Source organism: Pseudomonas sp. Irchel 3A5 (assembly GCF_900187575.1).
In the GTDB taxonomy this organism is placed as follows: domain Bacteria; phylum Pseudomonadota; class Gammaproteobacteria; order Pseudomonadales; family Pseudomonadaceae; genus Aquipseudomonas; species Aquipseudomonas folii.
In genome coordinates this window covers 334449-356181 of sequence record NZ_FYDU01000008.1, presented here as the reverse complement: position 1 = coordinate 356181, position 21733 = coordinate 334449, and the positions used below count along the sequence as shown (strand labels likewise).

Below are 21733 nucleotides of genomic sequence, written 5' to 3'. Positions count from 1 at the left end.
CGAGGTATGCCCAGTGCACAGCACAAGCGTCGAACCGACAGCTTCTTTGTCGCGCCCTCAATCATTTTCTTCGGCCAAACAGCACCTTTAGATGAGAGGGCAACTGCTTTTTTAAAACATCGTTCTCGGCTTCCAGCAACGCCAACCTGGCTTGCAGTGAGTCGATGAGATCTTGATCCTGAGGCCGAGTAGTTTGCGCGGCTCCTACCTGCTCCTTGCGCCACCGTGAAACCCAGCGACGCAACGCGGTAGGTCCTACGCCGGTCTGCTCACACGCCTTGGGCACTGAGTAATTCAATTCAACGACCAGGCGAATAGCCTCGGCTTTTTCTTCGGCTGTAACGACCCGAAATCCCATGATGCTTCCTTAGGTTGATACTCCTACATCATGGTCCATAAATATTGAGCCACAACAGCTTGCCCGCGATGGCGTTTTTGCAGAGACAGGTAGGCTGGTTTTGAAATCGAATCGCGGGCAAGCGCGCTCCTACAAGTTCCTATATCTGAAAGTTATCACCGTATGTATTTTTTTGATTAGACGGTTATCGCTTCGCCTCTGATAGTGAGCGCCACAGCAACACCTACAAAAACAATAAAAACGAGGTACGCACCATGGATCGTTCCAGTGCACCCGTGCATCTGCCTGACGCAGGTGTCGTTTCTGCTCCTGCCAACCCGGCGGTCGCCAACACTGCCCGAGCCACTTCGGTACGCTGGCGGATCTTTGCCATCATCTTTCTGCTGACCATGGTCAATCTCATCGACCGGGTCTCGCTATCCATCGCCATGCCCACCATCGCCAAGGAATTCGAGCTGTCGCCGAGCATGCAGGGCCTGATTCTCAGCAGTTTTTTCTGGGCGTATGCGCTGCTGCAAATCCCCGGTGGCTGGATGATCGACCGCTTCGGCCCGCGTCGTGTCATCACCTGGTCCACCGGTTTGTGGGGCACCTTTCAGGTGTTGGCAGGCTTCGCCACGGGCGGTGTTTCGCTGCTGTTTGCGCGGATGTTTCTCGGGGCAGCCGAAGCGCCATTGTTTCCGTCAGGCGGCAAGCTGATTTCCCTGTGGCTGGCTCCCAGCGAACGCAGCCGTGGCGCAGTCATGATGGACAGCGGCAGCCCTCTGGGCGTGGCGCTTGGCGGTTTGATCATCGCTTACTTGATTGCCACGCTGGACTCCTGGCGCATGGCGTTCGTCATCGCCGGTGTGGCGACCTTATTGCTGGGCTGGGTTTCCTGGCGTTATCTGCGTGATGATCCATCGGTTCACCCGCAGGTCAATCAGGCCGAGCTGGACAAGATTAATGCGGGTCGCGCCACGCCAGCTGCCGAGGCCGCCCGTGCTCCTGTCAAAGGCTTGGGTATCGCGGCACGGTCGCTGACTGGCCTGCTGGTCGGACGCTCCAGTTGGGCGATGGTGTATTTCGGTCTGCTGACCTGGGGGCCGAGCTATCTGGCTCAGGCCCGCGGCTTTGATATCAAGGGCATTGGCGCGGCAACGTTCGTGATCTTCATTTGCGGCGCGCTGGGCTCGCTGACCGGTGGCTTCCTGTGTGACGGCCTGATTCGCAAGGGCGTGCGCCGAGGCCTGGCGGTCAAAGGCCTGCTGACCTTTTCCGGCTTGATTGCCCTGGCGGCGCTGGTGATGTTGCCAACCCTGAGCAACCCGTTCGCGGCGGTCGGGCTGTTGGCGATGACTGCGTTCTTCCTGATGTGGGGCAGCCTGTACTGGAGTTTCCCGGCATTGCTGGCCGCACCGGCCCGTGTCGGCCTGATCGGCGGCGTGATGAACCTGGCGGGCAGTATCGGCGGGATCTTTGTGCCGATTCTGGTCGGGGTGATCCTGCAGTTCTTCGGTGGCTTCGGTGCCGTGCTCGCATTCTTCGCTTTCTGCGCCGCACTGTTTGTTCTGGCCACCTTGTTTATCAGCCTAGATGGGCAGCAGGAGGTGGCAGATGTCTGAGTTGTGGGGCGGACCGATTGTCGATGCTCACCATCATTTCTGGGATCCGCAGGTCAATCATCATCCGTGGCTGGCTCCGGAAGCCAACATCCCGTTTCGCTACGGTGATTATTCCGCGATCAAACGTCGTTACCTGCCGCCAGAGTATTTTGCCGACGCCGGTGAACATCAGGTTGTACAGACCGTGTACGTCGAAACCGAATGGGACCCCCGCGACCCGATTGGTGAGACGCGTTTTGTCGAGCAATTGGCCGTTCGTTATGGGGTGCCCAATGCCATCGTTGCGCAGGCCTGGCTGGATCACTCGGATGCCGTGGATGTGCTTCGTGCCCAGGCGGCATTTCAATGCGTGCGCAGCGTCAGGCACAAACCTGAAGGGCCGACATCGCCGGAGCAGGTCGGCACGCAGCGCAGCCTGATGAGCAACGAGCATTGGCGGCGCAGTTTTGCTGCCTTGCACGGTCTGGGTCTGCATTTCGATTTGCAGACGCCCTGGTGGAACCTCCCCGAGGCTGAGCAACTGGCGCGAGACTTCCCGGACACCACCATCATTCTTAACCATGCGGGGCTGCCTTCTGATCGCAGCGAGCAGGGCCTGGCCGGTTGGCATGCGGCCATGAGCCGACTGGCCGAGCAGCCCAATGTCGTTGTGAAGATTTCTGGCCTGGGCCAGCCGGGCAAACCATGGCGCGCCGAGGACAACGCTTGGATCGTGCGGGAAATCATCGCCATGTTCGGCGCAGACCGGGCGATGTTTGCCAGTAACTTTCCGGTGGACAGCCTGTGCGGCTCGTTCGACGACATCTACAGCAGCTTCAAGCAGATCGTTCGCGATTTACCGCATGCCGACCAGCAACAGCTTTTTTACAGCAATGCGCGACGTATCTACCGTTGCGAGCCTTCAGCCACTGCACAGACGTGGCCCGAACAGATGAGGAATCAAGCATGAGCAAGACTCGAATTGCGATGGTATTGGGTGACCCGGCCGGGATCGGTCCTGAACTGATCGCCCGTCTGCTGGCCGAGCCGCAGGTGCGCAGCCAGGCCCAGGTGATCCTGATTGCCGACGAAGCCGAAATGCAGCGCGGCATGCAGATCGCCGGTAAGGAATTTCCCTATCGTCAGGTTGAGTCCCTGCAGGACCTGAATTTCAGCGACGACACGCCACTGTTCTTCAACTATCGCGGCGATACGGTGGGTGAATTCCCGCGCAGCGAAGCCAGTGTCATCGGTGGGCGCTATTGCCTGGATACGCTGAAAATCGCTGTCGAACTGACCGCCGCAAAAACCACAGATGCAGTGTTGTTCGGGCCGCTGAACAAGACCTCGTTGCACATGGCAGGCATGGCGCACAGTGACGAACTGCACTGGTTTGCCGAGCTGTTGGGTTTCGACGGGCCCTTCTGTGAGTTTAACGTGCTGGATAATCTCTGGACCTCACGCGTGACCTCCCACGTGGCGCTGTCGGCGGTGCCGGGCATGCTCAATCAAAATCGTGTGGTCGAAGCGATTCGTCTAATCGACACCGCGCTTAAACGCAACGGCCTGGAGCGTCCGCGCATCGGCGTTTGCGGCCTCAATCCGCACAACGGCGACAATGGCTCGTTTGGCCGTGAAGAGCTGGACATCATCGGCCCAGCCGTGAAAACCGCGCAGGCGCAGGGCATTGCGGCGGATGGGCCGTATCCGGGTGACACCATCTTCCTCAAGGTGCAGGGCGATGCCAGTGCATTCGACGCGGTGGTGACGATGTACCACGACCAGGGTCAGATCGCGATCAAACTGATGGGCTTCTCCCGTGGCGTGACGGTGCAGGGCGGTTTGCCGATTCCGATTACCACGCCTGCGCATGGCACCGCGTTTGATATCGCGGGGCAGGGCAAGGCCAATGTCGGCGCTATACGCCAGGCGTTCGAAATAGCCTGCCGGATGGGGCGCAGCACCTACTGATTCAACCCGGATTAAAACTGTGGGAGCGGTGCTTGCCCGCGATAAGGCTGGACGCGATTCACGTTAGATCGCATCCAGCCTTATCGCGGGCAAGCCCAGCTCCCACAGTTCTTTTTTCAAGCCGATAACTTTGCAGTTAAAGATATTGGTGAAGTGATCACCCCAAGCTATCACTGGATACGCATAAGTGATTAGCCGACACCTCTCTCAGCTGGCTAAATTTCCCCATCGACTTGTCGATCAACAACTACAAAAAGCCGGTCCCGCGCCATGCAGGACATACCGGCACACAAGGAAAAGCAGCCCATGAAAATCAAAGCGATTCGTACCCGTGTCTTCGAATGGAAAGGCAAGGTCGTCCCTCCCCAAGCGCACTTCTGCACCAATGCCAGCGATATACTTTTCGAACGTGGCGATGCCATGGGCTCGTTCCGTTTCCATGGCTGGCTGGTGGTTGAAATTGAAACCGACACCGGTCTGGTCGGCATAGGTAACTGCGCGCTGGCGCCGCGTGTGGCCAAGGAAATCATCGACACTTATCTGGCCCCCATCGCCATTGGCGAAGATCCGTTCGACAACGAATACATCTGGCAGAAGATGTATCGCCAAAGTCATGCCTGGGGTCGCAAAGGCATCGGCATGGCGGCCATCTCGGCCATCGACATCGCCATCTGGGACATCATGGGCAAGGCCGTGAACAAGCCGGTCTTCAAACTGCTGGGCGGGCGTACCAAGGAAAAGATCTGGACCTACGCCTCCAAGCTCTATGCCAATGACAACCTCGACTTATTCCTCGAAGAAGCTCGGGGCTATCTGAATCAAGGCTTCACCGCGCTGAAAATGCGCTTCGGGTATGGCCCGAAAGACGGCCCCGCGGGCATGCGTCGCAATATCGAGCAGGTACGTGCGCTGCGTGAGCTGGCTGGCCCGGACGTGGACATCATGCTCGAGTGCTACATGGGCTGGACCCTGGAATACGCCCGTCGCATGTTGCCGAAACTGGCCGAGTTCGAGCCGCGCTGGCTGGAAGAACCGGTGATTGCCGATGACATCGAAGGTTACATCGAGCTGAAGAAGATGGGCATCATGCCGATCTCCGGCGGCGAGCACGAATTCACTTCGTACGGCTTCAAGGACTTGCTGGAGCGCCGCGCTGTGGACGTGATCCAGTACGACACCAACCGCGTCGGCGGTATCACCGCCGCCCGCAAGATCAACGCCATGGCCGAAGCCTGGTCAGTACCCGTAATTCCCCATGCCGGGCAGATGCACAACTACCACCTCACCATGTCCACCACTGCCTCGCCGATGGCCGAGTTTTTCCCGGTGTTCGACGTGGAAGTAGGTAATGAGTTGTTCTACTACGTGTTCAAGGGCGAGCCGCAGCCGGTCAACGGTTACATCCAGCTGGACGACAACAAACCAGGCCTTGGGCTGGAAATCTCCGATGAGTATCTGAGTGATTTCAACATTATTGAATGATGTGAAATTTCAACTCTGGCGCTGATCTCTTGTGGGAGCGGTGCTTGCCCGCGATAAGGGCAACTCGGTATCTGGGACCGAGTCGCTGCTATCGCGGGCAAGCACCGCTCCCACAGAGTGATCGCTTTGCAGGCTGATTTCTGGAGGTTTATATGCGCCTTATCCAATTTGAAACCCAATCGGGTCAACGCCAGGTCGGCATCGTCGATGGCAACTCGATTAACGTAGTACGTGCAACCCAAAGCACCCGCGAACTGGCCCTTGCCGCCATTCGCACCGGTAAAAGCCTGGCCGATGAAGTGGCCAGCCGTGGCACTGAGCCCGGTCCGGATTACGCCTCGCTGCTGCAAAACCGCCAGATCCTGCCGCCACTCGACCACGAAGATCCGGCGCACTGCCTGATCAGCGGCACGGGCCTGACTCACTTGGGCAGCGCTTCGGCACGGGACAAAATGCATCAGCATGACGGTCAGGTCGAAGCCGGCATGACGGACACCATGAAGATCTTCAAGTGGGGCATCGAAGGCGGTAAACCCGCTGCCGGTCAGGTCGGTGCTCAGCCGGAATGGTTCTACAAAGGCGATGGCAGCATCGTCGTGCGGCCGGGGGCTGATTTTCCGGTGCCGTCATTTGCTGAAGATGCGGGCGAAGAACCGGAGCTGACGGGCCTGTATGTGATCGGCGACGACGGTCAGCCGTATCGTTTGGGTTATGCCTTGGGCAACGAGTTTTCCGACCATGTCATGGAGCGCCGTAACTACCTGTATCTGGCGCATTCCAAGCTGCGCTATTGCGCGTACGGGCCGGAAATGCGGGTCGGCGACCTACCACGGCATCTGTCCGGCATGAGCCGTGTGCTGCGTGATGGGCAGGTGCTGTGGGAGAAGGAGTTCCTGAGTGGCGAAGACAACATGTGCCACAGCCTGGCGAACCTTGAATATCACCACTTCAAGTACGCGCAGTTCCTGCGTCCGGGGGATGTGCACATTCACTACTTTGGCACCGCAACTTTGTCGTTTGCTGACGGGGTGAAGACCCAGCCGGGTGATCGTTTCCAGATCAGCCTTGATGCGTTTGGTGCGCCGTTGGAAAACGGGATAGGCGAAGGGCCGAGGGCGGTTGGGATCGGGCAGGTCAAATCGCTGTAACTGAATGTAGGTGATCCACTTGTGGGAGCGGTGCTTGCCCGCGATAAGGCTGGATGCGATTCACTTTAGATCGCGTCCAGCCTTATCGCGGGCAAGCACCGCTCCCACAAGGGATTAGCGGCGTACCAGCAACACCCCTGATTCCATATGGTGGGTATACGGAAACTGGTCAAACAGCGCGCAACGCTCGACACGGTGAGTGTCGTTGAGCTGGGCGATGTTGGCGGCCAGGGTTTCCGGGTTGCAGGAGATGTACAAAATTCGCTCGAAGCGGCGGGTCAGCTCGCAGGTGTCCGGGTCCATACCCGCGCGGGGCGGGTCGACGAAGACGCTGCCAAAGTCGTAACTCTTCAAATCCACGCCATGCAGACGGCGGAACGGACGCACTTCATTCAGCGCTTCGGTCAGCTCTTCTGCCGACAGGCGCACCAGCGTCACGTTATCCACAGCGTTGTCGGCCAGGTTGCTCAGGGCGGCGTTAACCGAGGTCTTGCTGATTTCGGTCGCCAGCACTTTGCGCACGCGGGTCGCCAACGGCAGGGTGAAGTTGCCGTTACCGCAATACAACTCCAGCAAATCATCTTCACGGTCGCCCAGCGCGGCATACGCCCAGTCGAGCATCTTCTGGTTCACCGTGCCGTTGGGCTGGGTGAACGCGCCTTCAGGCTGACGGTAACTGAAGGTGCGACCGGCGACTTCAAGCTGTTCGGTCACGTAATCACGACCAATCACCAGACGCTGGCCCTTTGAACGGCCGATCAGGCTCACGTCCAGGTCGGCGGCCAGCTTTTCGGCTTCGGCCAGCCACTCGTCGTCCAGCGGGCGGTGATAACACATTGTGATCATCGCATCGCCTGCCAGCGTGGTCAGGAAGTCCACCTGGAACAGCTTGTGGTTAAGCACCTTGCTGGCTTCCCAGCGGTCGCGCAGTACTGGCATCAATGCGTTGACGCGCAGGCTGGCAATCGGCAGGCCATCGAGCAGGATCGGGTTCTTGTTATCCCCAGGGGTAAACATCGCGTAGTGACGCTTCTGGTCTTCACGCCACAGGCGGAACTCGGCGCGCAGCCGGTAGTTGGCCTTGGGTGAGTCAAACACCTGAGGCTCCGGCGCATCAAAGGGGGCGAGCAATTCACGCAGGCGATCTGCTTTGGCCTGGAGCTGAGTGTCATAGCTCGCAGGGTCGAACGGAATACTTGCACTCATGCCGGAAACCAACCCAATTTGATAACGAACAGAATCGACAGGATCACCAGCGCGGGATTCAGCTCACGCCACTGGCCCGACAGCAGTTTGATGCCTGTCCAGGCGATGAAACCAAAGGCAATGCCGTTGGCGATGGAGTAGGTGAACGGCATCGCCAGCGCAGTAATAACGACGGGTGCAGCGACCGACAGATCATCCCAATCGATTTCCGCCAGCCCGGAGGTCATCAGAACCGCCACGAACAGCAGCGCCGGGGCAGTGGCGAACGCCGGAACGCTGCCTGCCAGCGGGGCGAAGAACAACGCCAGCAGGAACAGGATCGCAACGACGATGGCGGTGAGACCGGTGCGGCCGCCAGCACTGACGCCTGCCGCCGATTCGATGTAGCTGGTGGTGGTCGAAGTACCCAGCAGCGAACCCGCCATGGCGGCGGTGCTGTCAGCGATCAGTGCACGGCCCATTTTTGGCATGTGGCCGTTCTTGTCCATCAGCCCGGCGCGTTTGGCGACGCCGATCAGCGTGCCGGAGTTGTCGAACAGGTCCACGAACAGGAAGGCGAAGATCACGCTGATCAGGCCGACATCAAAGGCGCCTTTGATGTCCAGTTGCAGGAAGGTCGGGGCCAGGGATGGTGGCATCGACACCACACCACCGAATGGCGTGAAGCCCAGCAGAATCGAGACAATGGTCACGGCCAGAATGCCGATCAGCACGGCGCCACGCACCTTGAGTTTTTCCAGGGCAACAATCAGGAAGAAGCCAAAGGTGGCGAGTACCGGCGCCGGTTGCTTCAGATCACCCATGCCGACCATGGTGGCCGGGTTGCTGACCACGATGCCAGCGTTGTGCAGGGCGATCAGCGCCAGGAACAGGCCGATACCGGCGGCAATCGCCGAGCGCAGTGGCAGCGGGATGCTGTTGATGATCCATTCACGAATGCGAAAGATCGACAGGACAAAGAACATCACCGCCGAAATGAATACCGCGCCCAGTGCCACCTGCCAGGTATGGCCCATGTGCAGCACAACGGTGTATGTGAAGAACGCGTTCAGGCCCATACCCGGTGCCAGGGCAATCGGGTAGTTGGCGATGATGCCCATTGTGGCCGAGCCGATGGCGGCCGCCAGACAGGTGGCGACGAACAACGCGCCTTTGTCCATGCCGGTCGCGCCGAGGATGCTCGGGTTGACGAACAGGATGTAGGCCATGGCCAGAAAGGTCGTGACGCCCGCGAGAATCTCGGTGCGCACGTTGGTGTTGTGTGCCTTGAGTTGAAACAGCCGTTCCAGCATGTCTGGCTCCCCGGTGACGCGCCTGCGTCGTGAATGAATCGACTAGAACAGCAAAGCACAGACTGCCGAAGCGGCCCGCGGATTTTGTACCGGTCGGAAAAAGCCGCGCATGATACCAGCCGAACGGGTTTGTGACTGCCTGCCGATGAATGGTGTGCTGTTGCATTCATTCTTCAGATTTCTCTGAACAGCGCTGGACAGCGCTTCGCTGTAGATCAAATCGACTGCATCGCGGGCAAGCACCGCTCCCACAGGGCCAGCGTCCGGCTCAAATGCTTGTGTGAATTCAGTCCAACAGGCTGGCGTGGATCCTGTGGGAGCCAGGCGTGCCCGCGATACATGAGACGCAGCCAGAAGACTCACTGCATTGTCGTTTATCGCCCGAATGCCGTCTAAGTCACGCATCACCCACTGGATCAACACTCATCAACAAACCCTGAACGATTGCCAAACCCCGCGAGTCGTACCCCTTAAGACGCAGAAAAACTGCGCTGTTTGAGTACCTACCGTGAGGTTTCCATGAGTTCACCAACCCCCCAGGATTTCGCTGGCCACGCGATTAGCCTGACCCTCAACGGTCAGCCGCGACAGCTCAACGTCCAGCCTTGGACAACATTGCTCGATTTGCTTCGAGACCAGCTTGATCTGGTCGGCAGCAAAAAAGGCTGCGATCACGGCCAATGTGGCGCGTGTACCGTTCTGCGGGACGGCAAGCGGATCAATTCCTGTCTGACCCTGGCGATCATGTGTGACGGCGCAGAGCTGACCACGATTGAAGGGCTGGCAGACGGCGAGCAACTGCACCCGATGCAGCAGGCGTTCATCAAGCATGACGCCTTTCAATGCGGCTATTGCACGCCCGGGCAGATCTGCTCGGCGGTCGGGCTGGCCAATGAAGGTCGTGCCAACAGCCGTGCCGAGATTCAGGAGCTGATGAGCGGCAACCTGTGCCGCTGCGGTGCCTACAGCAACATTCTGGCGGCGGTGGAAGAAGTCCTGCCCGAGTTGCGCAACACCCATTCAGAGATGGGTAGCTTCGAGAAAGCGGAGGGCAGCCGATGAATCCCTTTATCTACAGCCGCCCAACCAGCGTCAGCGAAGCGGTCAATCTTAGCGGTGCTGCGACCCGGTTCATCGCGGGCGGTACTAACCTGCTCGATCTGATGAAAGAAAACGTCGCACGGCCCGAGCATCTGATCGACATCACCCGATTGCCACTGAACGACATCAGCGAAACCGACAACGGTGGACTGCTCATCGGCGCACTGGTGAGCAACGCTGATCTGGCCTGGCATCCGTTGATCGAACAACGTTACCCGCTGCTGTCCCAGGCCGTACTGGCCGGAGCATCGCCACAACTTCGCAACATGGCGAGCACAGGCGGTAACCTGCTGCAGCGCACACGTTGCTACTACTTCTATGACTCCACTGTGCCGTGCAATAAACGCGAGCCCGGCAGCGGTTGCCCGGCGCGAGACGGCCTGAACCGTATCCACGCGATTCTGGGGGCCAGCGACGAATGCGTCGCGACTCATCCTTCGGACATGTGCGTTGCTCTCGCCGCGCTTGAAGCCATTGTCCATGTTCAGGGGCGTGCAGGTCAGCGCACCATCGAGTTTGCCGACTTCCATCGTCTGCCCGGCGATGCGCCTCAGCGTGATAACCAATTGGCCGATGACGAGCTGATTACCGCAATCGAGCTCCCTGCACCCGGCTTCGCGGGTCAGGGCAAGTACCTGAAAATCCGTGATCGGGCTTCCTACGCCTTCGCGCTGATCTCGGTTGCAGCGTCGTTGGAGCTGGACGGCGATGTCATTCGCGACGTGCGTCTGGCGCTTGGCGGTGTTGCTCACAAGCCATGGCGCGACAAGGTCGTGGAGCAAATGCTGGTCGGCAAACCCGTCTCCCGAGAGAACTTCGCGGCCGCCGCCGACGCCTTGCTGGCCGATGCCGAACCGCTTGAACACAACGCTTTTAAAGTCAAACTGGCACGTCGGGCGATCATTCGAACCCTTAGCGATGCCGCGGTCGATGCAGCCGCTTCAGGAGGGAACGCCTAATGAATACGCCTGTTTCGCCACTAGGCCAAGCGCTTGACCGGGTAGACGGCAAGCTCAAAGTTACCGGTCAGGCCCGTTATGCCGGTGAATACCCGGAAACCGGTTTGCTGCATGGCAGTGTGGTCTCCAGCACTATCGCTCGCGGTCGTGTGACGCACATCGACATCACCGAAGCCCTGCGCGTGCCGGGTGTGGTGATGGTGCTTGATCACAAGAACCGTCCCAAGCTCGCCAGCTATGACGAGAACTATGAAGACGCCGACTCGGCAGACGGATCGCCATTTCGTCCGCTGTATAACGATCGCGTTCTGTACAGCGGCCAGCCGCTGGCGCTAGTGGTTGCCGAGACCCTTGAGCTGGCGCGTTATGCCGGTTCTCTGGTGCGTATCGAATATCTGGTCGAAGCCCACGAAACCGATCTGCTGGCGGTGCAGGGTGACAGTTATGCGGCACCGGCCGAACTGCCCGCGCCGCGCGGTGACTTTCAGGCGGGTTTTGCCAATTCCGCACTGACTGTCGATGCCCATTACAGTACGCCGGTCGAGCATCACAACCCGATGGAGCCCCATGCTTCAACGGTGTTTTACAAGGACGATGGCAGCCTGCAGGTTCATGACAAGACCCAAGGTCCGCAAAACTGCCAGGACTATCTGCACAACGTATTCGGTATCCCGAAAGACAAGATTCAGGTGCTGGCTGCCTTTGTCGGTGGTGCGTTCGGCTCTGGCCTGCGTCCGCAGTATCAGCTGCCTCTGGCGGTGATGGCTGCGCTGGAACTCAAGCGTTCAGTGCGCGTTACCCTGACTCGACAGCAGATGTTCACTTTCGGCTATCGTCCGCGCACGTTGCAGCACTTGCGTCTGGGCGCGGCCGCCGATGGTCGTTTGCTGGCGGTTGGGCACGGTGCAATTGGTCAGACGTCCCGGTTTGAGGATTTCAGCGAGCATGTCGTTGAATGGAGCGGCATGCTCTACAAGTGCGACAACGTCGAGCTTACCTACAAGCTCGCTCCACTGGACGTTTACACCCCGCTGGACATGCGCGCGCCAGGCGCTGCCTTGGGTCTGATCGGCCTGGAGTGCGCCATGGATGAACTGGCTGTTGCCTTGGCGATGGACCCGGTGCAGCTGCGTCAGGTCAATTTCGCTGATCGCAACGGCAACGAAGACAAGCCGTATTCCAGCAAGCAATTGCGCGCTTGTTATACCCAGGGCGCAGACCGCTTTGGCTGGAGCCATCGCAACCCTGAGCCGCGCAGCATGCGCGAAGGTCGTCAGTTGATCGGCTGGGGCATGGCGGGCGGCGTCTGGGAAGCGATGCAGATGAAAGCCAGTGCCAAGGCGCATATCGACGCCCAGGGCAAATTGACGGTCAGCAGTGCGACAACTGATATCGGTACCGGCACTTACACAGTCATGACACAGATTGCAGCCGAAGCGGCCGGCGTTGCTGTCGAAGACACCACGTTCGTGCTGGGGGATTCGTCGTTGCCAACAGCTCCCTTGCAGGGTGGTTCTTTCACGGTATCGTCCGTGGGCACTGCCGTGCAGCAGGCCAGCAAGGCATTGCGCGAGAAGCTGTTCACCGCAGCGGGTCAGATTGACGCGAAGTTTTTTGCCGCGAAGGTCGAGCAAATGACCGTGGCTGATGGATACGTGTCGCTGGGCGATCATCGATTGGCACTCAGCGAAGTGCTGAGCAGTTGGCCTGAAGGCTTGCAGGTGCAGGTCGATGCCGAGCCTGATGCAAAGCGCGAAGGTTATTCGACCGCTACACACTCGGCGGTATTCGTTGAAGTGCAGGTCGATGAAGACCTGGGTACGATTCGTGTCAGCCGGGTGGTCAGCGCAGTGGCCGCAGGCCGAGTGGTCAACCCGAAAATGGCTCGCAGCCAGATACTGGGCGGCGTGGTCTGGGGGCTGGGCATGGCTTTGCAGGAAGAAACCCAGAGCGATCATAAGCTTGGCCGGTTCATGAACCACAGCCTCGCCGAGTACCACATCCCGGTTAACGCCGATATCAACGACATTGACGTGATTTTTGTCGAAGAAAACGATGAAATCGTTAACGCGCTGGGTTCGAAAGGGGTCGGCGAGATTGGCATCGTCGGCGTCGCGGCGGCGGTGGCCAACGCGATTTACCATGCAACCGGCAAGCGGGTTCGGGACTTCCCGATAACGCTGGATAAGGTGCTCTGACGGCATTATCCCTGTGTAAACTCGCAACTTTGTGGGAGCTGGGCTTGCCCGCGATGCATGAGAAGTAGCTAGAAGACATACCGCGTCATCGTTCATCGCGAGCAAGCTCAGCTCCCACAGGTTTGATGTGATCCCGCGGACTGGCGTTAGCCGGGAAGAGGCAGGTACGGACGCTGAATCTTTATCAGCAGAAATATCGCTTTCCCGGCTAAAGCCGGTCCCACGTCGGCCGGCGTGCAAACAAGGAATCTCCCACAGGAATCGCTGATGACGTGGGACCGGCTTCAGCCGGGAAGAGGCAGGTATAGACGCTGAATCTTTATCAGCAGAATATCGCTTTCCCGGCTAAAGCCGGTTCCACGTCGGCCGGCGTGCAAACAAGGAATCTCCCACAGGAATCGCTGATGACGTGGGACCGGCTTCAGCCGGGAAGAGGCAGGTATAGACGCTGAATCTTTATCAGCAGAAATATCGCTTTCCCGGCTAAAGCCGGTTCCACGTCGGCCGGCGTGCAAACAAGGAATCTCCTACAGGTTCCCTGCGACCCTACACCTTTTGCTCTTCCGCCTCCGCCACGACATCTCTCATGCGGTCGCGGTTGGCCAGGGTCGGGAACAGTTTGATCCAGATACCCGTTACCGCCAGAGTGCCAACGCCCCCCATCACCACCGCCGGAACCACGCCGAACCAGTGCGCGGTCAGGCCGGATTCAAACTCACCCAACTGATTCGAAGCGCCAATGAACAGCCCGTTGACCGCGCTGACCCGGCCGCGCATTTCATCAGGGGTTTCAAGTTGCACGAAGGATGCGCGGATCACCATGCTGATCATGTCCGCTGCGCCGGGCACCACCAACACTGCCATGGAAAACCAGAACGATGTCGACAGACCAAACGCGATGGTCGCCACGCCGAACACGCCGACGGCGGTGAACATCACACGGCCCACGTGCCGCTCGACGTTGAAGTGCGCAAGCCATAGCGACATCGCTAATGCGCCAACCGCTGGAGCCGAGCGCAGCATGCCCAGCCCCCACGGACCAGTCAGCAGAATGTCCTTGGCAAACACCGGCAACAACGCGGTGGCGCCACCCAGCAGCACCGCGAACAGGTCCAGCGAAATTGCGCCGAGTACGTCCGGACGGCTGCGGATGAAGCGAATCCCGGCCAGCAGCGAGTCCAGCGTGGCTTTGTTCTTGTTCAGCGGCGTCTGTCGGGCGGGAAGGCTGAGCATCAGCGAGCAGGCGATGACGTAAAGAAGCACTGTAGGCCCGTACACCCAACTGCTGCCGAACGCATACAGAAAACCGCCCAGCGCCGGAGCGACGATGGTTGCCGATTGTTGGGCCGATTGTGCTGCTGCCACTGCCCGAGGGAACAGGGCAGGGGGCACGATGCTCGGCAGCAAAGCCTGAGTGGTGGGCATTTCAAAAGAGCGAGAGGCGCCTAGCGCGAAGGCCAGAATAAAGATCATCTCCCGCGTGACGCTGTCGGTGCTGCTGCCGATGAACAGCGCCAGTGCAATAAACGCCTGCGCGGTCTGGCAAATCGCGGCCACTTTACGGCGATCGTACCGATCTGCCACATGCCCAGTGTGCAGCATGAACAGCACACGAGGCGCAAACTCCACCAGACCCACTAGCCCGAGGTCCAGCACGTTGCCGGTCAACTGGTAGAGATTCCAGCCTATGGCCACCGTCAGCATCTGGAAACCGCTGGCGGTAAATATACGGGCAAACCAGAAAGCGACGAACGGGCGATGGTGGCGCAGTAACACTGGGGCTTGAGTCGGCATGAGCACAACAGCCAGGCAGGAGAGAGCGGCCAGATTATCAGTTTGTAACAGTTAGTTGCATGAAAAGCCGGTCAGATTGGATCCAGATCTGAAGGTTTTTTTGCGTCACAGTCATAGCCCGTGGCAATGAAAATTCTTCTCATGTGCCTGCAAAGCAGGGCTGCAGAGCGGTGAGACAACTCGCCACGCGGCAAAAGACCACACGTCCGAGAGGCTGAAATGGGACTACTCTTTGACAGTCGGTTGATCTGCGTCAATGCCCACAAGGCAAAAGAAACGGCAGGCGGCTTGACGGACTTCAAGGTTGCGCAATGGGCCGATGGAAAGGGCTGAGCCTTTTTTCGTCCACCACCCAGAACGTTTTCAACCTGCCGCGCTCCTTACCAGTGGGGGGCAGTGGCTGCTGACCTCGAGTCACCAGCCGTATCACCTGATAGAGGAAAACCCAATGTTCGGTTTGGATGCAATTGAGCTCGCCCGAATTCAGTTCGCGTTTACCATCTCGTTCCACATCCTGTTCCCTGCCATTACCATCGGTCTGGCAAGTTACCTGGCGGTGCTGGAAGGCCTGTGGCTCAAGACCCACAACAACGTCTACCGAGACCTTTACCATTTCTGGTCGAAGATCTTTGCCGTCAACTTCGGTATGGGCGTGGTATCCGGCTTGGTCATGGCGTATCAGTTTGGTACCAACTGGAGCCGCTTCTCCGACTTTGCCGGAGCCGTCACCGGGCCGCTGCTGACGTACGAAGTGCTGACAGCCTTCTTCCTCGAAGCCGGTTTCCTGGGTGTGATGCTGTTCGGCTGGAACCGCGTCGGGCGCAACCTGCACTTCTTCTCTACGGTCATGGTCGCCATCGGCACCCTGATCTCTACCTTCTGGATTCTGTCCTCCAACAGCTGGATGCAGACCCCACAAGGTTACGAAATCATCGACGGCCGTGTGATCCCGACTGACTGGTTCGCCGTGGTGTTCAACCCGTCCTTCCCGTATCGCTTGCTGCACATGTCCATCGCGGCATTCGTAGCAACGGCATTCTTTGTCGGCTCGTCTGCTGCGTGGCATCTGTTGCGTGGCCGTGACACCCCGCAAATTCGCAAAATGCTTTCCATGGCAATGTGGATGGCCCTGATCGTCGCTCCCGTACAAGCGGTGGTTGGTGACTTCCATGGCTTGAACACTCTTGAACACCAGCCAGCGAAAATCGCAGCGATTGAAGGCCACTGGGAAAACGTCGGTGACGAGCCCACGCCGTTGATCCTGTTCGGCTTGCCGGACATGAAGGAAGAGCGCACCAAGTACGCGGTTGAAATTCCGTACCTGGGCAGCCTGATCCTGACTCACAGCCTGGACAAGCAAGTACCAGCCCTCAAGGAATTCAAACCGGAAGACCGTCCGAATTCCACCATCGTGTTCTGGTCGTTCCGGGTCATGGTGGGTCTCGGCTTCCTGATGATCTTCACCGGTCTGTGGAGCCTCTGGCTGCGCAAACGCGGCACGCTTTATAAATCCCGAGCGTTTCTGTATCTGGCGTTGTGGATGGGGCCGTCCGGCTTGATCGCGATCCTGGCGGGCTGGTTCACCACTGAAATCGGCCGTCAGCCTTGGGTCGTCTACGGCCTGATGCGGACTTCCGATGCTTCATCCGGACACAGCGTTACGCAAATGAGCATCACGCTGGTGATGTTCGTGGTGGTCTACTTCGTGCTGTTCGGTGCCGGTCTTGGTTACATGATGCGTCTGGTACGCAAAGGTCCGAAAGCCTACGTCGAGCATGTTCCAGAAGGTGGCCCAGGTCAGAACCGTACACCCGCCCGTCCACTCTCCGCCGCTGTTGAAGGCGCTGAAGATGGCGACAATCTCGACAGTCTGGGCAAGGGGAACTGAGTCATGGGAATTGATCTTCCACTCATCTGGGCAATCATCATCATCTTCGGCGTGATGATGTATGTAGTGATGGACGGCTTCGACCTCGGCATCGGGATTCTCTTCCCGTTCATGAAGGACAAGACCGACCGCGATGTAATGATGAACACGGTTGCGCCGGTCTGGGACGGCAACGAAACCTGGCTGGTATTGGGTGGCGCCGGTTTGTTCGGCGCATTCCCGCTGGCTTATTCGGTGGTGTTGTCGGCACTCTACCTGCCACTGATGCTGATGCTTGTCGGTCTGATTTTCCGCGGTGTTGCTTTCGAATTTCGTTTCAAGGCAACCGATGAAAAACGTCACCTGTGGGACAAGGCTTTCATTGGCGGCTCTCTGACTGCGACGTTCTTTCAGGGCGTGGCACTGGGCGCGTTCATTGACGGTATTCCGGTGGTCAATCGCCAGTTCGCGGGCGGTGATCTGGATTGGTTCTCGCCGTTCACCGTGTTTTGCGGTCTGGCGCTGATCGTCGCTTATGCGCTGCTGGGTTGCACCTGGCTGATCATGAAGACCGAAGGTGCCTTGCAGAAAGCCATGCATAACCTGGCGCGTCCGTTGGCCACCGCCTTGCTGGTAGTGATTGGTGTTGTAAGCATTTGGACGCCGCTGGCGCACCCTGACATTGCCACCCGCTGGTTCACGCTGCCGAATCTGTTCTGGTTTCTGCCAGTCCCGGTTCTGGTGCTGATCACCATGTATGGTCTGTTCAAGGCCGTGGCGCGCAACGCTAACTACACGCCATTCCTGCTGACGCTGCTGCTGATTTTCCTTGGTTATAGCGGTCTTGGTATCAGCCTGTGGCCGAACATCATCCCGCCGTCGGTTTCGATCTGGGATGCATCATCGCCACCGCAAAGCCAGGGCTTCATGCTGGTGGGTACGCTGTTCATCATCCCGTTGATTCTGGTTTACACCTTCTGGAGCTACTACGTGTTCCGCGGCAAGGTGACCCACGAAGACGGTTACCACTAGCAGATGACCGCCCCAGCGCTCGGCGCTGGGGCTATCGATAGAGGAGAGACTGGCGATGTCTGGCAAAGAATCTTTTCATGAAGAGCAAGACCCGGCGTTGAAGAAGCCACTGTGGCAACGTCTGGCGTGGCTGGCCGGTATCTGGGCTGCGAGCGTATTTGCACTGTTCATCGTCGCAAGCATATTGCGACTGTTCATGAACGCTGCGGGTCTGACGACCCACTGATTAAAAATCCCATCCTGCGTCCCATCGACGCGGTTTTATAACCCTCCACTGGAGGGTTTTTTTTGCCATTTGGATATCGAATCTGTAGGAGCGCACGAGCACCGCGAGGCCGCGATAGCGATCTGTCTGACACACCGCCATCGCTGCCTCGCGGTGCTCGTGAGCTCCTACAGGATCACTGTTTACTTGCGCGCCTTGAGGATCACAAACTTCGGCGTGGCCGCCACTTGCTCTACACCGCGAAACAGGCGCGCCAGTTTGGTGTGATAACCCAGGTGACGGTTGCCCACCACGTACAGCGCGCCACCCGGCACCAGCGCAGCGCGTGCTTGCTGGAACATGCGCCAGGCCAGAAAGTCACCGACGACTTGTTGTTGATGAAACGGCGGGTTGCACAACACCACGTCGAGGGAGTCAGGTTCCTGCCCCGCCAGACCGTCGTCGGCACGCAAGATCACTTCTCGTTCGCCCAATGCCGTACGCCAGTTCTGCTCCGCTGACTGGACCGCCATGTACGACTCATCAACCAGCGTGTAATGCGCCTGAGGATTTGCCAGGGCACTGGCAATCGCCAATACACCGTTGCCACAGCCGAGGTCGGCAACTCGTGCGCTGCCCAGGTTTTTTGGCAGATGGGGCAGGAACGCGCGAGTGCCGATATCCAGACCCTCACGGCAGAACACGTTGGCGTGATTCACCAGTTCGATAGCCGGTTCGTCCAGTTTGTAGCGTGTCGGGTAGGGCGACGGAGCGTTCTTTTTGAGCTCAGGCGTTGCGAACAGCAGCCTGGCTTTTTTCACCCCAAGAGAAGCGCTGACCGGGCCGATGTACTCCTCCAGCAACTCGCCCGCTGAGCGCGGCAAGTGCTTGATCATTGCAGCAGCGACGACACGAGCGCCGGGAGCCAGTTGGCCTTGCAGGCGAATCAATTGTTCCTCAAGCAGCGCGAGGGTTTTCGGCACGCGAATCAACACCCAGTCGAACGGGCCGACTACTGCTTCACTGGCGGGGACTAAAGTGACCGCATCATAGGCCATGCCGTTGCGTACGAGGTTTTTCTGTAAACCATGCGCCGCGAGCCAGGAGTCGGTGCTGCTGGTGACGGCCGCATGCTGAGCAAGGCTGGCCGCCAGCGCGCCGAAGCTGTCATTGAGTACCAGCACTTTGCTTTGCAGCGTCAGGCCATGCTCCGCCACATAGTTGAGCAGGTATTCATCGGCAGCGTCGAACGCCTGCAGCGGTTCGTCTTGCTGTTCCGGTTGGCGGATGAGGTCAAGTTGGGCGAGCGGGGTATCAAGCAACGGCATGGGCGGGAAAACTCTGGACAATCGACGATTGGTCACCGAGGCCCGTGAAGCGATGGGCTGGCTAAGGCGGGTGATTTTACGTGCTTTTTGCCGCGGGGTACCTGTCCTTGCGTCGTTAGTCAGAACATTCCGCTCAGTGCCGCCTGGACCACCGCTGAGGTTTTGTTGCATGCGCCCATTTTTTGCACCGCGTTGGCCACGTGAAAATGCACTGTACGTTCTTTCATGCACAGAATAATGGCGATGTCCGCCGCAGTTTTTCCTTCAGCCGTCCATTTCAGTATCTCTATTTCCCTGGCAGTCAGTTTCTTCATGCCGTAACTGTGCAGCGCCTCTAAGGATTGGGTCCCCATTTTTTTTGCCTTCCTGTCGGTCCAGCTTTTGTCCGTGGGTTACGTTTCTAAGTGTAGAAAAAATCCAGATGCGAAAATCCGGCGCAGCGGCACTGCAGACAGATGGAATGCTGGCGTTTTGTCTCATGAGTGGAAAAAGAATTCGCGACTCGCTACACAGCCGGGTCCAGAGAGGTCTTTGAACTCCAGCTGCAGGTATGGCTATACGCTCAAGAGACAAATGATCTAACCGCGCCTGTCTGAGTTGAAACGCGGTTTGGATAACCGCGTGGCGGGACACCGCGGTGCAGTTCGGCAAATGGATGGCCAGTGGGGCCGGCGTAAGGTCGAATGGTCGTGTTATGCCATGAGTCCGGTTATCGATGATAAGTATGCCACTACAAACCAGCGGTGTTTATCCACTGCACTTTGCGGGACACTGGGCACCTCCGTTTATGTGCAGGAGTCAGGATCGACCATGACCGCCAGTGAAGAAAAATACACCCGCCAGACGCTGCTCAGCGTGACGCCATTGACCCCAAGCCTGTTCACACTGCGCACCACTCGCGACCCGGGCTTTCGCTTTACGGCCGGGCAGTTTGCGCGTTTGGGTGTCGGCAAGGCCGACGGCAGCATCGTGTGGCGTGCGTATTCAATGGCGTCCTCACCCCACGACGAGTTTCTGGAGTTTTTCTCCATTGTTGTGCCGGGAGGCGAGTTCACCAGCGAGCTGAGCCGCTTGCGTGAAGGTGACACTCTGTTCGTCGAAAAGCTCGCCACGGGTTATCTGACGGTGGACAGATTTACCGACGGCCGTGACCTCTGGTTGTTATCCACAGGCACCGGCGTCGCGCCGTTCCTGTCGATTCTTCAGGACTTCGAGGTGTGGGAAAAATTTGATCGTATCGTTCTGGTGTACAGCGCCCGCGAGGCGAAGGAATTGGCGTATCAACCGCTGATTGCCGGACTCACCGAGCGTGATTACCTGGCTGAGTACGCCGACAAGCTTGTCTATGTGCCGGTAGTCACTCGCGAGCAAGTCCCTGGCGCGTTGAATGGCCGGATTACTCAGCTGATTGAAAGTGGTGAGCTGGAGGCCGCAGCAGGTTTGCCGTTAAACCCCGAACACTCGCGAGTGATGATCTGCGGCAACCCGCAAATGATCGAAGACACCCGGGCGTTGCTTAAAGCGCGCGACATGAACCTGAACCTGACACGGCGGCCAGGGCAGGTTGTGGTGGAGAATTACTGGTAACAGGGTGAGGGCTGGGCGCTGTTCCCTGTGGGAGCGGTGCTTGTCCGCGATAAGAACGCCGCGATTTTACAGTTAAATCACCGTGACTTTATCGCGAGCAAGCACCGCACCCACAAAAGCGAGCCAGCTATTCCTGTCAGACCGGATGCTTCGGATCCACGGTAATCGGTGCCGACGGCTGATGCTGTTCCTTCAACAGGTCACGAATCTCACCGAGCAGCAGTTCCTGCTTGGTTGGCGTGGGTGGCAGGGTTGGGGCCTTGGCTTCTTCGCGTTTGAGGCGATTGATCGCTTTTACGCCCATGAAAATGGCGAAGGCGACAATGATGAAGTCGATAACTGTCTGGATGAACTTGCCGTAAGCCAGCACTACCGCAGGGGCCGTACCTTCTGCAGGTCTGAGGATAACGGCGAGGTCACTGAAGTCCACACCGCCGATCAGCAGCCCGAGAGGCGGCATGATGACATCGCCGACGAACGACGAAACGATCTTGCCGAATGCCGCACCAATGATGATACCGACGGCCATATCGACCACGTTACCTTTGACGGCAAAGGCTTTGAACTCGCTTAGTACGCTCATGGGTCTTTCCTTGTAACTGATGAGATTTGTCCAATGCAG

At 58.5% G+C, this 21733-nt stretch carries 19 protein-coding genes; 12 read left to right on the top strand and 7 right to left on the bottom strand.

The features are described from left to right. Nucleotides 1-61: 61 nt before the first annotated feature. Nucleotides 62-358, bottom strand: a complete 297-nt coding sequence (locus CKW31_RS16120) for a transposase (protein ID WP_095096866.1) — start codon at nucleotides 356-358, stop codon at nucleotides 62-64. Nucleotides 359-612: 254 nt separating this feature from the next. Here CKW31_RS16120 and CKW31_RS16115 point away from each other — a divergent pair, with 254 nt between their 5' ends. From CKW31_RS16115 to araD1, 5 genes are all read left to right on the top strand, one after another. Then, on the top strand, nucleotides 613-1962 hold the full coding sequence (locus CKW31_RS16115; protein WP_095096863.1) for an MFS transporter: 1350 nt from the start codon (nucleotides 613-615) through the stop codon (nucleotides 1960-1962). Continuing rightward, entirely contained in the window at nucleotides 1955-2911 is a 957-nt protein-coding gene (locus CKW31_RS16110) for an amidohydrolase (RefSeq protein ID WP_095096860.1), read from the top strand. Before CKW31_RS16115 ends, CKW31_RS16110 begins: the two co-directional genes overlap by 8 nt. After that, on the top strand, nucleotides 2908-3912 hold the full coding sequence (locus tag CKW31_RS16105; protein ID WP_095096857.1) for a 4-hydroxythreonine-4-phosphate dehydrogenase PdxA: 1005 nt from the start codon (nucleotides 2908-2910) through the stop codon (nucleotides 3910-3912). The genes CKW31_RS16110 and CKW31_RS16105 overlap by 4 nt, the downstream gene beginning before the upstream one ends. A gap of 306 nt (nucleotides 3913-4218) precedes the next feature. Continuing rightward, a complete protein-coding gene (locus CKW31_RS16100; RefSeq protein ID WP_095096854.1) occupies nucleotides 4219-5394 on the top strand; it encodes an L-rhamnonate dehydratase in 1176 nt (391 codons plus the stop codon). A 152-nt stretch (nucleotides 5395-5546) separates the two neighbouring features. Next, nucleotides 5547-6542 (top strand): AraD1 family protein, encoded by a 996-nt coding sequence (gene araD1 / locus CKW31_RS16095; protein ID WP_095096851.1) that lies wholly within the window; start codon nucleotides 5547-5549, stop codon nucleotides 6540-6542. Between the two features lie 114 nt (nucleotides 6543-6656). Here araD1 and trmA read toward each other — a convergent pair whose 3' ends face one another. Continuing rightward, nucleotides 6657-7748 (bottom strand): tRNA (uridine(54)-C5)-methyltransferase TrmA, encoded by a 1092-nt coding sequence (trmA, locus tag CKW31_RS16090; protein ID WP_095096849.1) that lies wholly within the window; start codon nucleotides 7746-7748, stop codon nucleotides 6657-6659. Further along, nucleotides 7745-9040, bottom strand: coding sequence for an NCS2 family permease (locus tag CKW31_RS16085; protein WP_095096845.1), 1296 nt, complete (start codon nucleotides 9038-9040; stop codon nucleotides 7745-7747). Before CKW31_RS16085 ends, trmA begins: the two co-directional genes overlap by 4 nt. A 519-nt stretch (nucleotides 9041-9559) precedes the next feature. Here CKW31_RS16085 and CKW31_RS16075 point away from each other — a divergent pair. The 3 genes from CKW31_RS16075 to CKW31_RS16065 are packed head-to-tail and all read left to right on the top strand — an operon-like array spanning nucleotide 9560 to nucleotide 13298. Next, nucleotides 9560-10102 (top strand): (2Fe-2S)-binding protein, encoded by a 543-nt coding sequence (locus CKW31_RS16075; RefSeq protein WP_087272602.1) that lies wholly within the window; start codon nucleotides 9560-9562, stop codon nucleotides 10100-10102. After that, nucleotides 10099-11100, top strand: coding sequence for a xanthine dehydrogenase family protein subunit M (locus CKW31_RS16070; protein WP_095096839.1), 1002 nt, complete (start codon nucleotides 10099-10101; stop codon nucleotides 11098-11100). The genes CKW31_RS16075 and CKW31_RS16070 overlap by 4 nt, the downstream gene beginning before the upstream one ends. Then, complete coding sequence (locus tag CKW31_RS16065; RefSeq protein WP_095096836.1) at nucleotides 11100-13298, top strand: xanthine dehydrogenase family protein molybdopterin-binding subunit; 2199 nt, start codon at nucleotides 11100-11102, stop codon at nucleotides 13296-13298. The genes CKW31_RS16070 and CKW31_RS16065 overlap by 1 nt, the downstream gene beginning before the upstream one ends. A gap of 546 nt (nucleotides 13299-13844) precedes the next feature. Here CKW31_RS16065 and CKW31_RS16060 read toward each other — a convergent pair. Further along, nucleotides 13845-15092 (bottom strand): MFS transporter, encoded by a 1248-nt coding sequence (locus tag CKW31_RS16060; protein ID WP_095096833.1) that lies wholly within the window; start codon nucleotides 15090-15092, stop codon nucleotides 13845-13847. A gap of 448 nt (nucleotides 15093-15540) precedes the next feature. Here CKW31_RS16060 and CKW31_RS16055 point away from each other — a divergent pair, with 448 nt between their 5' ends. Genes CKW31_RS16055 through CKW31_RS16045 form a run of 3 tightly spaced genes read left to right on the top strand, consistent with a single transcriptional unit; the run spans nucleotide 15541 to nucleotide 18217 of the window. Further along, nucleotides 15541-16980, top strand: a complete 1440-nt coding sequence (locus CKW31_RS16055) for a cytochrome ubiquinol oxidase subunit I (protein ID WP_095096830.1) — start codon at nucleotides 15541-15543, stop codon at nucleotides 16978-16980. Nucleotides 16981-16983: 3 nt separating this feature from the next. After that, nucleotides 16984-17991, top strand: a complete 1008-nt coding sequence (gene cydB, locus CKW31_RS16050) for a cytochrome d ubiquinol oxidase subunit II (protein WP_095096827.1) — start codon at nucleotides 16984-16986, stop codon at nucleotides 17989-17991. 55 nt (nucleotides 17992-18046) lie between these two features. Continuing rightward, nucleotides 18047-18217 (top strand): DUF2474 domain-containing protein, encoded by a 171-nt coding sequence (locus tag CKW31_RS16045; RefSeq protein ID WP_049827148.1) that lies wholly within the window; start codon nucleotides 18047-18049, stop codon nucleotides 18215-18217. A gap of 182 nt (nucleotides 18218-18399) precedes the next feature. Here CKW31_RS16045 and CKW31_RS16040 read toward each other — a convergent pair whose 3' ends face one another. Both CKW31_RS16040 and CKW31_RS16035 read right to left on the bottom strand, forming a co-directional pair. Beyond that, the gene (locus tag CKW31_RS16040; protein WP_095096824.1) at nucleotides 18400-19524 is read right to left on the bottom strand and encodes a methyltransferase; all 1125 of its coding nucleotides are present in this window, start codon (nucleotides 19522-19524) and stop codon (nucleotides 18400-18402) included. A gap of 119 nt (nucleotides 19525-19643) precedes the next feature. Further along, entirely contained in the window at nucleotides 19644-19877 is a 234-nt protein-coding gene (locus CKW31_RS16035) for a LuxR C-terminal-related transcriptional regulator (RefSeq protein ID WP_095096821.1), read from the bottom strand. A 457-nt stretch (nucleotides 19878-20334) separates the two neighbouring features. Here CKW31_RS16035 and CKW31_RS16030 point away from each other — a divergent pair, with 457 nt between their 5' ends. Beyond that, nucleotides 20335-21111: a ferredoxin--NADP reductase gene (locus CKW31_RS16030; protein ID WP_095096818.1), complete on the top strand. Its 777-nt coding sequence runs from the start codon at nucleotides 20335-20337 to the stop codon at nucleotides 21109-21111. A 136-nt stretch (nucleotides 21112-21247) separates the two neighbouring features. On the opposite strand, the gene mscL is transcribed toward CKW31_RS16030, so the two are convergent. Continuing rightward, complete coding sequence (mscL, locus tag CKW31_RS16025; RefSeq protein WP_095096815.1) at nucleotides 21248-21694, bottom strand: large-conductance mechanosensitive channel protein MscL; 447 nt, start codon at nucleotides 21692-21694, stop codon at nucleotides 21248-21250. Nucleotides 21695-21733 lie beyond the last annotated feature (39 nt).

Excerpts from the sequence above, each read along its gene's own strand:
- CKW31_RS16065 (WP_095096836.1), top strand. The coding sequence starts at position 11,100 with ATGAATACGCCTGTTTCGCCACTAGGCCAAGCGCTTGACCGGGTAGAC.
- trmA (WP_095096849.1), bottom strand. The coding sequence starts at position 7,748 with ATGAGTGCAAGTATTCCGTTCGACCCTGCGAGCTATGACACTCAGCTC.
- araD1 (WP_095096851.1), top strand. The coding sequence starts at position 5,547 with ATGCGCCTTATCCAATTTGAAACCCAATCGGGTCAACGCCAGGTCGGC.
- CKW31_RS16120 (WP_095096866.1), bottom strand. The coding sequence starts at position 358 with ATGGGATTTCGGGTCGTTACAGCCGAAGAAAAAGCCGAGGCTATTCGC.
- CKW31_RS16115 (WP_095096863.1), top strand. The coding sequence starts at position 613 with ATGGATCGTTCCAGTGCACCCGTGCATCTGCCTGACGCAGGTGTCGTT.
- CKW31_RS16060 (WP_095096833.1), bottom strand. The coding sequence starts at position 15,092 with ATGCCGACTCAAGCCCCAGTGTTACTGCGCCACCATCGCCCGTTCGTC.
- CKW31_RS16100 (WP_095096854.1), top strand. The coding sequence starts at position 4,219 with ATGAAAATCAAAGCGATTCGTACCCGTGTCTTCGAATGGAAAGGCAAG.
- CKW31_RS16070 (WP_095096839.1), top strand. The coding sequence starts at position 10,099 with ATGAATCCCTTTATCTACAGCCGCCCAACCAGCGTCAGCGAAGCGGTC.
- CKW31_RS16030 (WP_095096818.1), top strand. The coding sequence starts at position 20,335 with ATGACCGCCAGTGAAGAAAAATACACCCGCCAGACGCTGCTCAGCGTG.
- CKW31_RS16040 (WP_095096824.1), bottom strand. The coding sequence starts at position 19,524 with ATGCCGTTGCTTGATACCCCGCTCGCCCAACTTGACCTCATCCGCCAA.
- CKW31_RS16110 (WP_095096860.1), top strand. The coding sequence starts at position 1,955 with ATGTCTGAGTTGTGGGGCGGACCGATTGTCGATGCTCACCATCATTTC.
- CKW31_RS16045 (WP_049827148.1), top strand. The coding sequence starts at position 18,047 with ATGTCTGGCAAAGAATCTTTTCATGAAGAGCAAGACCCGGCGTTGAAG.
- CKW31_RS16055 (WP_095096830.1), top strand. The coding sequence starts at position 15,541 with ATGTTCGGTTTGGATGCAATTGAGCTCGCCCGAATTCAGTTCGCGTTT.
- CKW31_RS16075 (WP_087272602.1), top strand. The coding sequence starts at position 9,560 with ATGAGTTCACCAACCCCCCAGGATTTCGCTGGCCACGCGATTAGCCTG.
- cydB (WP_095096827.1), top strand. The coding sequence starts at position 16,984 with ATGGGAATTGATCTTCCACTCATCTGGGCAATCATCATCATCTTCGGC.
- mscL (WP_095096815.1), bottom strand. The coding sequence starts at position 21,694 with ATGAGCGTACTAAGCGAGTTCAAAGCCTTTGCCGTCAAAGGTAACGTG.
- CKW31_RS16105 (WP_095096857.1), top strand. The coding sequence starts at position 2,908 with ATGAGCAAGACTCGAATTGCGATGGTATTGGGTGACCCGGCCGGGATC.
- CKW31_RS16035 (WP_095096821.1), bottom strand. The coding sequence starts at position 19,877 with ATGGGGACCCAATCCTTAGAGGCGCTGCACAGTTACGGCATGAAGAAA.
- CKW31_RS16085 (WP_095096845.1), bottom strand. The coding sequence starts at position 9,040 with ATGCTGGAACGGCTGTTTCAACTCAAGGCACACAACACCAACGTGCGC.